Source organism: Marinobacter sp. B-12 (assembly GCF_056857915.1).
On the sequence record NZ_JBSXOB010000045.1, the window covers coordinates 113,159 to 124,698 of the forward strand.

The 11,540-nt window shown below is 57.0% G+C and carries 10 protein-coding genes; 8 read left to right on the forward strand and 2 right to left on the reverse strand.

Going from position 1 to position 11,540, the window contains the following annotated elements; genetic code table 11:
* Positions 1–28 precede the first annotated feature (28 nt).
* Positions 29–736 (forward strand): SIMPL domain-containing protein, encoded by a 708-nt coding sequence (locus tag AC13D2_RS07440; RefSeq protein WP_300498303.1) that lies wholly within the window; start codon positions 29–31, stop codon positions 734–736.
* An 8-nt stretch (positions 737–744) separates the two neighbouring features.
* Here the strand turns inward: AC13D2_RS07440 and AC13D2_RS07445 are convergent, their stop codons facing one another.
* Positions 745–1,818 (reverse strand): beta-N-acetylglucosaminidase domain-containing protein, encoded by a 1,074-nt coding sequence (locus AC13D2_RS07445; protein ID WP_292048784.1) that lies wholly within the window; start codon positions 1,816–1,818, stop codon positions 745–747.
* Positions 1,819–1,979: 161 nt separating this feature from the next.
* Between AC13D2_RS07445 and AC13D2_RS07450 the strand changes: the two genes are divergently transcribed.
* From AC13D2_RS07450 to AC13D2_RS07480, 7 genes are all read left to right on the forward strand, one after another.
* Positions 1,980–2,444: an ATPase gene (locus AC13D2_RS07450; protein WP_286811478.1), complete on the forward strand. Its 465-nt coding sequence runs from the start codon at positions 1,980–1,982 to the stop codon at positions 2,442–2,444.
* An 84-nt stretch (positions 2,445–2,528) separates the two neighbouring features.
* Complete coding sequence (locus AC13D2_RS07455) at positions 2,529–3,590, forward strand: PA0069 family radical SAM protein (protein ID WP_482938400.1); 1,062 nt, start codon at positions 2,529–2,531, stop codon at positions 3,588–3,590.
* Positions 3,591–3,772: 182 nt separating this feature from the next.
* Positions 3,773–4,849, forward strand: a complete 1,077-nt coding sequence (locus tag AC13D2_RS07460) for a TRAP transporter substrate-binding protein (protein WP_286811480.1) — start codon at positions 3,773–3,775, stop codon at positions 4,847–4,849.
* Positions 4,850–4,948: 99 nt separating this feature from the next.
* Positions 4,949–5,494, forward strand: a complete 546-nt coding sequence (locus AC13D2_RS07465) for a TRAP transporter small permease subunit (RefSeq protein WP_286811481.1) — start codon at positions 4,949–4,951, stop codon at positions 5,492–5,494.
* Positions 5,491–6,786, forward strand: a complete 1,296-nt coding sequence (locus AC13D2_RS07470; RefSeq protein ID WP_007154199.1) for a TRAP transporter large permease — start codon at positions 5,491–5,493, stop codon at positions 6,784–6,786. The genes AC13D2_RS07465 and AC13D2_RS07470 overlap by 4 nt, the downstream gene beginning before the upstream one ends.
* 287 nt (positions 6,787–7,073) lie before the next feature.
* Positions 7,074–8,393 carry an SAM-dependent methyltransferase gene (locus AC13D2_RS07475; RefSeq protein WP_286811482.1) on the forward strand — a complete coding sequence of 440 codons (1,320 nt, stop codon included), beginning with the start codon at positions 7,074–7,076 and terminating at the stop codon, positions 8,391–8,393.
* Between the two features lie 2 nt (positions 8,394–8,395).
* Positions 8,396–9,526, forward strand: a complete 1,131-nt coding sequence (locus AC13D2_RS07480; protein ID WP_286811483.1) for an NAD(P)/FAD-dependent oxidoreductase — start codon at positions 8,396–8,398, stop codon at positions 9,524–9,526.
* A 60-nt stretch (positions 9,527–9,586) separates the two neighbouring features.
* On the opposite strand, the gene AC13D2_RS07485 is transcribed toward AC13D2_RS07480, so the two are convergent.
* The gene (locus AC13D2_RS07485) at positions 9,587–11,290 is read right to left on the reverse strand and encodes a choice-of-anchor I family protein (RefSeq protein WP_300498296.1); all 1,704 of its coding nucleotides are present in this window, start codon (positions 11,288–11,290) and stop codon (positions 9,587–9,589) included.
* Between the last annotated feature and the right edge of the window lie 250 nt (positions 11,291–11,540).

Below are 11,540 nucleotides of genomic sequence, written 5' to 3' on the forward strand. Positions count from 1 at the left end.
CGCCAGATCCACACACAAGGACGCCGTGATGAAAATTCTGTCTGCCCTGATCCTGGCGATTGCCGCCATTGTTTCCGCATCGCTCATCGCCGATGGCCTGACCGGGCTGCGCACCGGAGACCGGTTCGTCACCGTCAAGGGCGTTGCGGAGCGGGAGGTACAGGCGGACCTTGCACTGTGGCCCCTGCGTTTCGTCGCCACCGGCAACAGCCTGGACGAAGCTCGTGAGAAGGCACACAGCAGCCGCGAAGCCATCATGGCGTTTCTCAAACTGCAGGCAATCGACACCGAAATGGTGGAACTGCAACGTCTGGACGTCACGGACACCCGCGCCAACCCCTACCAGGAAAGCAACGGCCAGAAGTTCATCATTAACCAGACCCTGATGGTACGCAGCGACGATATCGATCGCATTCGCCAGGCTGCGCAGTCCGTCAGTGAACTGGTGGATTCCGGCGTGATTCTGTCCTCCGATTATGGCCCGGGAGGGCCGACCTACCTGTTCAACCGGCTCAACGACATCAAGCCAGAGATGATTGCAGAGGCCACCGCGGCCGCCCGCGAGGCCGCCGCACAGTTTGCCAGGGATGCAAAGACCGAACTGGGGAACCTTCGCCGTGCCAATCAGGGCGTGTTCCAGATTCTCGCCCGCGACCAGGCACCGGGAGTCAGTGAGGGCCAGCAGCCGACCAAAACCGTACGGGTGGTGACCACCGTGGAGTACTATCTCAAATAGGCCATTGGCTATTGGGTCTGTACCATTTCATCAGTGACCTGATAGCTGCCAGCCAACCAATTCAGGATTTCCCTGGCGGCAGGGTGATCAAAGCGGCGATAACACTCCGTCAACAGCTGATGGCGCTCGGTACTGATCCTGTGCAAGCCGGCATCCTGCAACAACAGTAAATCTGCCTGCACCTGTTGCGCCAATTCTTTACCCAACACTTCCTCGGCGGCCCGCTGGAATGCCTTGCCGTACTGATAGCTGGGCCCCTGCTCGTAACTGCCGGCCAGGGTGATGGCCGGAATCGCAGAGAGCGTTGGCTGTAACGCGGGATTAATGGCGTGGCCCGACAGGTACGGGCCGTTGGCCGCTGGCCTGCCGGTAAATGCCCGCAGGTGAAGATGGCGAGACATGCGATCACCGTCGTTCACAGGATAGTTGTCCCACAATACCGGCTTGCGCCCCAGGACCTCCGAAACACACTGGAGGTGGCCCGGCGATATTTCCCGTGAACATACCTCCTCGCCGGTCCAGAACACCTGTACGGACGGGTCCAATGCCTTGCCCAGACCTTCCAGGTAATGCTTTGGGCGCAGACCAAACACCCGGTCCAGAACCGGATCGTCGGAGTAGTAGCTGGGGCAGACCGTGAGTTGGTCCGCTGAACTGTGTTCTGCTACCCAATGAATGATGTCCGCCTGTCGAGCCGCCAGTTCCGGCGTATCGCTTTTCATGTCGTCAAACAGGATTGCCAGATCGGTGATGCCCAGTTGATCAAACGCTGCCAACTTTTGCGTCAGCGCGGTTTTCGCCGAGCTATCGAAATTATTGAACACCTCGAACGGGCTCAGGCCAATTCCGAACCGAACTCCGTGACTGCAACAAAACCGGGCGAAGTCGGCCAGCTCATTGGCTTCCGCTTGCGGATGCGGCTCGCTCCAACGGCGCCTGAGAAAGGCATCCGCCTTGGGTGCATACCAGTAGTTCCGGTAACCGTGGGGAGCCAGAGCCGCAACCAGCTGCCGACGCTCTTCCCAGCTCCACAACGGTCCATAGAAGCCTTCAATGATTCCCAGCGGGGGTTGCTCTGCCATTGGCGTTTCCATTTCGCGAGTACACAGATGGTATACCGTCCAGAGAGTATCTCATCAGACTGTGGGGGTCACCGGGCAAGTTTACCAATGTCGGCTAGACTTCTCGTAGTGATGCTTCACATCCGTTCTCCGATGACCCATGTGGATAAGGAGCCTGGCAAATGGACATAAAAAGTTTTGAAGACTTGATTGAGTGGGCTCGCGAGCTCCACGCCCACCTGTCCCGATGTTTGTCGGAGTGCTCAACAAAGAACAAGGAGGAACGAGCCCGGGCGCTACTGACTTACCTCGCGGATCATGAAGCCGAACTGGAACGCATCACAGCGGAGTTCGAGAAACAGGCGGATTCTCGGGCTCTGAAAACAAGACTCTACGATTACCTGAACGACGAACACAAAGCCATCAGAACCCACCGCACCTGTGATGATCATTACGCCAATCTCGACTTCGACAGTATTGTCAGAGAGGTGTTTAGCTTCCACGACCAGCTGATCGACCTGTATGACAGCCTGGCCGGCAAAGCCGAGATTCCAGAAGCGAAGGAACTCGCCGAATCCCTACGCGCCATGGAGGAGAACGAAGCCATGAGGCTGGCACGACAGATTGGCATGATGGATGACGTCTGAGGTCTTCCACTCTCCGAGCGTGAAAACTGGAAATCGCGAGCTATCGATAGTACTGTATATTTAAACAGTATCGAGAGTTTCCCAATGAAGACTCGCGCGACGCCGCTCAATCCACAGAATCGTTTCCAGCCCATTGTTACCGACCGCCAATACGACGACGGCTGGTATCGGGACCCCGCTGACGATGCCTGCCCGGATTCCCTGGCAACCGAAGTGGTGGATGAGCGGGTGCGTACGATCATCAGCCGCAACCAGTCGCCGGATGTGCCGTTCGACCAGTCCATAAACCCGTACCGGGGCTGCGAGCATGCGTGCATATACTGCTTTGCCCGGCCTACCCATGCGTACTGGGACATGTCGCCGGGGCTGGACTTCGAAACGCGGTTAATCGCCAAGCCCAATGCTGAGGAACAGCTTCGGAGGGAGCTCGATAAACCCGGTTATCGGGTGTCGCCCATCGCTCTTGGCGTAAATACTGACGCCTATCAGCCAGTCGAGAAGCACCGGGAAATTACTCGTAACATACTCAAGGTACTGGCCGAGTACCGCCACCCGGTTTCCATTATCACTAAAGGCGCGTTGATCCTGCGTGATCTGGACCTGTTGTCAGAATTAGCCTGCCAGGGCCTCTGCTCAGTCCGGGTCAGCCTGACCACACTGGATAACACCCTGAAACGGCAGATGGAGCCGCGTACCGCAGCACCGGCCACACGCCTGAAAATCATTCGTGAGTTGGCGGCCGCCGGCGTTCCGACCGGCATCATCCTGGGGCCGGTCATCCCGTTCATCAACGATCATGAAATCGAGAGCATTCTGGGGGCCGCAGCAGAGGCAGGTGCGGAACAGGCAAACTGGATCATGCTTCGCCTGCCACTGGAACTGGATGAGCTATTCCAGGACTGGTTGCAGCGGCATTTTCCAGACCGGGCCAGTCATGTGATGAATCGCATGCGCGATCTGCGGGGCGGCAAAAGTTACGACGCCCAGTTCGGGCGCCGGATGACGGGAACGGGCCCCTACGCAGATCTTGTCCGCCAGCGCTTCGCAAAGCGCGCGAGGCAACTGGGCCTGAACCTTCATCAGGCAGCCCCCCTTAGAAGCGACCTCTTCAGGCGTCCTGCGGGTGAGCAGATAGGATTGTTCTAGACCATGACCATTTTCTCACGCTGACCAGCGGGAGAAAGTCGTAAGACCTAGGTCGTACAGACGCGGGTTTTTCGTTCCGTTTCTTAACGTTTGTTGATAACTTGAACTAGAATTAGGAGTTACTTTCCCTGACAGAGGGAGAGGCTCTCAACACAACAACGACAAAAGAGGCTAGAAGAGCAATGAAGATCCGTTCTGTTCTATCCGCGGCTGTGCTGGCTGTAGCAACTACCTTTGCTTCCACACAGGCTCTCGCTCAAGACACGTTTACCCTGCGCCTGGCTGAAACCTGGGGGCCCAACTTCCCGATTTTCGGTGACACCACCAAACGGTTCGCTGAAACTGTCGAAAAAATGTCCGACGGCCGCCTGAAGGTCCGCATCGACTCGTCAAACAAGCACAAAGCGCCCTTCGGCGTCTTTGATATGGTCAAGGCCGGTCAGTACGACATGGGACACTCTGCGTCCTACTACTGGAAAGGCAAAGTACCCAACACCCTGTTCTTCACCAGCATGCCTTTCGGCATGAACGCGATGGAACAATACGCCTGGTTCTACCACGGTGGTGGTATGGAACTGATGCAGGAGGTGTACGAACCTCACAACATGCTGTCGTTCCCGGGCGGTAACACCGGCGTGCAGATGGGCGGCTGGTTCCGCAAGGAAATCAACACTCTCGAAGACCTTCAAGGCCTCAAGATGCGCATCCCCGGCTTCGCCGGTGAGGTGTTTGCGGAAGTAGGCGTTAATCCAACCAACATCCCACCGGGCGAGCTGTACACAGCCCTGGAGCGCAACACCATTGACGCGGTTGAGTGGGTTGGTCCTTCCCTGGATCTGCGTCTCGGTTTCCAGCAAATTGCGGACTACTACTACACCGGCTGGCACGAGCCCGCTACGGAGCTGCAGTTCCTGGTGAACAAGAAGGTATGGGAAAAGTTGCCAGCAGACCTGCGGGAAATTATGCGCGTCGCCATGCGCACAGCCTCCTATGACATGCTGGTTCATTCTCAGCACGCAAACGCGGAAGCCTGGGCCAACATCAAGGAAGAGTACCCCAACGTACAGATCAAGAAATTCCCTGAGGAGATCTTCCAGGCCATGCACGAGGCCAATGAAAAGCTCCTGAAGGAAGCCGCGGCAAACAATGAGCAAGCCGCAAAGATTGTAGAGTCCCAACAGGAATATCTTGAGAAGAGCCGGGCCTACACGGACATCTCCGAGCGGGCCTACCTGAACACGATGGCAGAAGTCGAGTAACATATCGGCAGTAACTGAGCCGGGATCGCTCCAGCAGTGATCCCGGTTTTGTCGTTTATAGCAATTGAAAATCGCCGGCTTCCCGGCGGAGGACAATCAATGCGTTGGATTATCAAGCTGGACGAGGGCCTGGCCTACTTGTCCATTTTCTGTGGTTGGGTGGCCTGCGCCGCAATGATTCTGATGGCCGGCAACGTCTTCTACGACGTGGTGGCCCGCTACGCTTTCAATGAGGTTTCGATCGGTATGCAGGAGATGGAGTGGCACCTGTACTCTGTCGTGTTTCTGCTTGGCATTCCCTACGCATTGCGCACGGACGGCCATGTTCGCGTGGACGTTTTCTACACCCGCTGGAGTGACAAAACCAAAGCCTGGGTCAACATCATTGGCGCCGTCCTCTTTGTTATCCCCTTCGCCTATCTGATCTGGAACTACGGTTACAATTTCGCCGTTGAGTCCTACAGCATGGGTGAAGGTAGCGGAGACCCCGGCGGACTGCCCCATCGCTGGGTGATCAAGAGCGTGATTCCGATTTCCGCAGTGTTTACCGGCATCGCCGGGTTCAACATGGTGACCTTCGCAATTCGGGTTATTTCAGGCGACAAGACCTATGAGCCCAAGCACGGCGCGGAGGGTCTCGCATGATCGGTATGATTATGTTCGGAGCGGCCCTCCTCCTGCTGATGCTGGGCTTCCCGGTTGCCTTTACCTTTGGCGGGGTTGCTCTGTTTTTCGGGATCTATGCCGAAGGCATGGATCTGTTCGCCTTCATGCCTTATCGCATCATGAGCGTCATGCAGAACACGGTACTGATGGCGGTGCCGTTGTTCATCTTCATGGGTGTGGTTCTGCAACGCACGCGGCTGGCCGAGCAATTGCTGACCTCCATGGGCAGACTGTTCGGTGGCTTGCCAGGGGGCCTGGCCATTTCCACCATCCTGGTGGGTGCCTTGCTTGCGGCATCGACGGGGGTTGTCGGTGCCAGTGTAGTAGCCATGGGTCTGATCTCTCTCCCCGTAATGCTGGCCCATAACTACGACAAGCGGCTTGCTACGGGCACTATCTGTGCTTCCGGTACACTGGGCCAGATCGTACCGCCTTCGATTATCCTGATTATCCTTGGCGATGTGCTCGGACTCCCGGTTGGCGACCTCTTCAGGGCAGCCGTGATCCCCGGTGTGGTGCTGGTCGGTCTGTACATCATCTACATCCTTGTTCTCACTCGCTTCAAGCCTGAAACCGGCCCTGCCATGCCGGATGACAGTGGCCTGTCTCGAGGCAAGGAAATCCGCGCGGCGCTGCTGGCCATTATCCCGCCGCTGGCGTTGATCATCGTCGTGCTGGGCTCCATCTTTGCCGGTATTGCCACCCCCACGGAATCTTCAGCGCTCGGTGGTGTCGGTGCCGTGGTGCTGGCCATCATCTACCGCCAGTTCTCCTTCAAGATGGTGTGGGATGCCTCAAAGGACACGGTCAAGGTCACCGCCATGGTGTTCGCCATCCTGGTGGGTGCAACCGCATTCTCGATGGTGTTCAGCTACACCGGTGGCGATTATCTGCTGGAAGAATGGCTACTGCAGCTTCCCGGCGAAAAATGGGGCTTCATCATCCTGGCCATGCTGGTCATCCTGGTACTGGGCTTCTTCATCGACTTCGTGGAAATTTCATTCATCATCGTGCCAATCCTGGCGCCGGTGGCTGAAGCCATGGGCATCAACATGCTGTGGTTCGCGATTTTGATTGCCATGAACCTGCAAACCAGCTTCCTGACACCCCCGTTCGGGTTCAGTTTGTTCTATCTCAAGGGTGTATCACCACCCAGTGTGCAGACCACCGATATCTACAAAGGGGTACTACCGTTTATCCTGATGCAGGTACTGGTGCTGGCGATGATCGTCATTTTCCCGGAATGGTTTGGCATGAGTTCGACCTACTGACGTCGGCGCCAGCCCACAGCACACCGATAAACCGGGGCCTTGCAGCCCCGGTTTTTTTCGCCCGCCACTCCCGCTTTTACCCCTTTTACCTATTGCCCCAATAGCAACCCTCCATTCTTTGGTGTGTGGTGGGGGATATGACAAAACACGCTTGTTTTCTATACTGAAGACGAAGCAGGCGATTCTCAGTTGTGATATCGGGACACGCCCTGATGCTGAATCACTGTCGGCCAAACCCGCCGACGTCAGTCCGTGATTAACCAGCTGAAAAAGGGAGATATGTATCCATGAGCCAAAGCACCGCCCGGAAGACCCCAGCGCCCACCAACGACCGACCGGAGAACAGGCCTCACGTCCTGACGTTGCCCCTGGAAGAGCAGCAGGCAGACCGTGAGCCTCACAGTTATGAGCGCTGGCTGATCGCCAAGCTGATGCGCATGGCCGGGTCACCACCGCTACGGTTCCAGTTATGGAACAATGAATTCATTGACCCCGAAGAGGGCAATGCCCGCTTTACGCTCAAACTGACAGACCCCAAGGCGCTGTTTACGCTGGTCACCAACCCCAACCTTGCTTTTGGGGACCTGTACAGCGCAGGCAGGCTGCAGGTAGATGGCGATCTTTCGGAGCTGATGGAGACACTTTACCGCTCAATTCACAACGCCAGACAGAAATGGCCCAAATGGCTGGAAGCCCTTTGGCGCAACCACAACCCTCGCTCAACCGGCGTCTCTGAAGCCAGGGAGAACATTCACCACCATTACGATCTGGGCAACGAGTTTTACCGGCTCTGGCTGGACCATGCCGAAATGCAGTACACCTGCGCCTATTACGAAACGCCGGATTTGACCCTGGAACAGGCCCAATTGGCCAAGCTGGAGCACGTTTGTCGCAAGTTACGGCTGAAACCCGGCATGACGGTTGTGGAAGCCGGCTGTGGCTGGGGTGGTCTGGCGCGATATATGGCCAGGAACTACGGCGTGAAGGTGCATTCCTACAACATCTCGAAAGAACAGCTGACGTACGCCCGGGAAGAAGCCAAACGTCAGCAGCTGGACCACCTGATTGAATACGTTGAAGATGACTATCGCAATATCAGCGGCCAATACGATGCCTTTGTGTCCATCGGCATGCTGGAGCATGTCGGCACGGACAATTACCAGGCGCTGTCGGAGCTGATCAGTCGCTCCCTGAAGCCGGGCGGCCTGGCGTTACTGCACAGCATCGGCCGCAACCGGCCCATGCTGATGAACGCCTGGATTGAGAAACGCATCTTTCCGGGTGCTTACCCACCGAGTATCTCTGAGTTCATGAGCATCTGCGAACACAGCGACTTTTCGGTGCTGGATGTCGAAAACCTCAGACTGCACTACGCCCAGACGCTCACCCACTGGATGGAACGGTTCAGAAGCAACATGGACAAGGTCACAGAGATGTACGACGGGCACTTTGCCCGGGCCTGGGAAATGTACCTCGCCGGCTCCATAGCCGCCTTCCGGGCCGGGTCACTGCAACTGTTCCAGGTGGTCTTCACCCATGGCGGGAACAACCAACTGCCACAAAACCGCCAGGATATCTATTCGTCCCCCGCAGCTCCGGAGGCATAATCATGGACTACTACGACCTGATTATCGTGGGTGCCGGGCCTGCAGGCTCTACCCTCGCCCACGCACTTCAGGACACTGGCAAACGCATTCTGGTGATCGATAAGAAGGACTTCCCTCGGGACAAGACCTGCGCCGGCTGGGTTACCCCCGCGGTGATGGACAGTCTCGACATCGACATCAACCACTACGGCACCGGGCGAACCCTCCAGCCCATCCGGCGGTTCCGTATAGGCATGATGGGACAATCGGCGGTGGAAAATGACCACGGTGACACTGTCAGTTACGGCATACGGCGCTGCGAATTCGATGCGTTTCTTCTGGACAGGACAACCGTGCCGAAGCAACTGAATACACCGGTCAAGTCCATTGTTCGTCGCGATGGCAACTGGGTGATCAACGATACCTGGGAGGCGCCCCTGATCGTAGGTGCCGGGGGCCATTTCTGCCCAGTGGCGAAGCTGATGGGAGACGGCCCCGGCAGCCACGAAGTCGTGGTGGCAGCCAAAGAGGTGGAATTCGAGATGACGCCTCAACAGGCCGAGGTGTGCGAAGCCCGTGGCGACACCCCCGAGCTCTGGTTCTGCCGTGACCTGAAGGGCTACGCCTGGGTGTTCCGAAAAGGTAATTTCCTCAATATCGGCCTTGGTCGGGAAGACAATCACAAACTGACCGAGCACCTCAATGCTTTCGTGGAGGAGATGAAAACCGAAGGACGCATACCGGCCGATTTACCGGGCAAGTTCAAAGGTCATGCCTACCTGCTATACGCCCACGCGGAGAGACCACTGGCCGATGACGGCCTGCTGTTGATTGGTGATTCTGCTGGCCTGGCTTACACCCAGAGCGGCGAGGGTATTCGCCCTGCCATAGAGTCCGCGTTGATGGCGGCAGACATTATTCGCGACCAGGAGGATTATTCCGCCCAGGCCCTACAAGCCTACGGCGAAGCTATTGCCAGCCGTTTTGGTAATCGCGCCATGCCTCAGGATGGGGGCTGGCAAGTGCCTGACTGGGTAAAAATGCCATTGGCCAGTACCCTGATGCGGTCCCACTGGTTCACCCGCAAGGTCGTCACCGAAAAATGGTTCCTGCATCAGCAGGTTCCACCACTGGCGACGGTTTCCCAAGGCTGAGAGAACGTATAAAGCCGGATCGGGCAGCTCCCGCTCCGGCTTTCCTTACCACGACGACGGTCAGTCAGCGGCCAGTTCAATCACATCGATACCATACAGAGTGGTCGTACCACTCACCTCGTTACCCACCACTAACATAGGCTTGCCATTGGGGCTGTCGTCAGCAGCGATAAAAGCAAGTCCCTCGGGCCCGAGATCACCGGCCATGCCATTCTCAAGATCGGTCTGGGAGGCAGAAAAATCGCGGTTATTGAGGTACTGGACGAATTCCGGGTTCTGCGGATTGGTCACGTTATAGACCATGATGCCCCCGACCCGTTCAAGGCCAATAAAGGCAAAGGTCTGACCATTGATGGTACCCACGGTGACCGCCTCAGGCTCTGGCCCCTTGTCGTCGGAGCGGTTGTCGAACGCGTTTTCGTCGTTATTGCTGTTGAAGTTGTCCGGAATCAGGCTCGCGGTAATGCGCTCGAATTCACTGCCGCTGTCGAAGACCCTCTCGCCGGTTTCCGACCAGATTGAAAACGATCGCGCACCGTAGGCGTAGAGCTCATTGTAGACACAGTTGTTCTCCACATAGCTACGGTCGTACTCTCCGCCCATGAGAGTAACGTTGGCCGGATCGCTAGGCGCGCAGGAATTGGCAAAACCCAGGGTAGATGTAACGTTCAGGCGTCCCAGGTTAGCGTCTTCCTGTAGCTCGGCGGCGTTCGGGAAGGCCGTGGCATCCAGCGTCAGGTCGGCGACGCGGAATTCCTCACTGAAGCCGTCGTAATCACGGGAATCACCCTCGTTGGCGGTGATGTAATAGGTTTTTCCGTTAAAGCCGTAGCTGGTCATGGCATCCGGATGGTAAATACCCTTCACCGGCCAGTTGCGAATGTTGATACCGCTATCGTCGTTGCTAGCATCCAATTCGTTGCCGATGATGCTGTGATCCTTGAAGCCCAGCGGAATAATGGCGGTAATTTCCCCGGCCGCGATGTCCAGTTCGGCAACGGCATTTGCCTCCTGCATCGCGACCCAGGCTTTTTTACCGTCGATAGAGATCGCGATGTATTCCGGCTCCAGATCCTGGGCCAGGGTGGCGCCCGGCCCAAACACTCTCAAGCCCTGCTCCATAAGCTCGGCCTGCTGACCGTTGAAGCTGGCGAACCCGACCCTGGTTACCGTCGCCGCAGCCACGCCGTTGGACAGGTCAACAATGCTAACGGAGCCCTCCGGGTCAACACTGTAGTCATCACTGGGTTCGCCCTCGTTGGCCACCAGGAGTTTCTGGCCATCGCCAGTAAACGTCAGCATATCCGGCAGGGCGCCCACCTCTACTTCACCCACCTTGTTCAGGTCGGTGCTGTTATAGAACACTACCTTGCCGTTGTCCTGCTTGACATTGGCTTCAATGGCGACAGCCACGAAACCGCCGTATACCGCCACGCTGTTCGCGGAAGCACCTTCGGCCGTGGCATCAATGGTGCTGAGCTTGAGCGGCATCTCCGGGTCCTGGATGTCCAGCACGTCCACGGTTGAATCGTTGGCATTGATGACAAACAGACGTTGGTTGGCCGGATCGTGGGCCACGATTTCCGCTGCGCCTTCATCAAAAGCACCGCTTGCATAGGTACCGAGGGTATTCAACTCGATCAGGGTCTGGCTGGTGCCGGGCGAACCCGCGCTGCCATCGTCGCCATCATCACCGTCGCAGGCCATCAGGCCCAGGGTGGATGCGAGGATGGCTGCCGTAAGGAGTGACTTCTGGAATGTCATGTTTGCCTCTTCTGTCGTTACACGTGTGGTTGTACACGACACTCTATGGAGAAGAGGTGACAAAAATGCGTCACTTTTAAGTCAGGACTGTTCAGGAGAGGCGGTACCAGATCGAGTAGGAGGGGGAGTTACCTCCCCCGTCCTCTCACACCACCGGGCATACGGTTCCGTACCACGGCGGTTCATGATTGGCTCTGAAGCCGAACCATCGTATCCAGCAAGCTTACCAGAGACAGACGGTCAAACACCC

Bases quoted from the DNA above. Each gene is read 5' to 3' on its own strand.
- AC13D2_RS07440 (WP_300498303.1), top strand. From the start codon at position 29: ATGAAAATTCTGTCTGCCCTGATCCTGGCGATTGCCGCCATTGTTTCC.
- AC13D2_RS07445 (WP_292048784.1), bottom strand. From the start codon at position 1,818: ATGGCAGAGCAACCCCCGCTGGGAATCATTGAAGGCTTCTATGGACCG.
- AC13D2_RS07450 (WP_286811478.1), top strand. From the start codon at position 1,980: ATGGACATAAAAAGTTTTGAAGACTTGATTGAGTGGGCTCGCGAGCTC.
- AC13D2_RS07455 (WP_482938400.1), top strand. From the start codon at position 2,529: ATGAAGACTCGCGCGACGCCGCTCAATCCACAGAATCGTTTCCAGCCC.
- AC13D2_RS07460 (WP_286811480.1), top strand. From the start codon at position 3,773: ATGAAGATCCGTTCTGTTCTATCCGCGGCTGTGCTGGCTGTAGCAACT.
- AC13D2_RS07465 (WP_286811481.1), top strand. From the start codon at position 4,949: ATGCGTTGGATTATCAAGCTGGACGAGGGCCTGGCCTACTTGTCCATT.
- AC13D2_RS07470 (WP_007154199.1), top strand. From the start codon at position 5,491: ATGATCGGTATGATTATGTTCGGAGCGGCCCTCCTCCTGCTGATGCTG.
- AC13D2_RS07475 (WP_286811482.1), top strand. From the start codon at position 7,074: ATGAGCCAAAGCACCGCCCGGAAGACCCCAGCGCCCACCAACGACCGA.
- AC13D2_RS07480 (WP_286811483.1), top strand. From the start codon at position 8,396: ATGGACTACTACGACCTGATTATCGTGGGTGCCGGGCCTGCAGGCTCT.
- AC13D2_RS07485 (WP_300498296.1), bottom strand. From the start codon at position 11,290: ATGACATTCCAGAAGTCACTCCTTACGGCAGCCATCCTCGCATCCACC.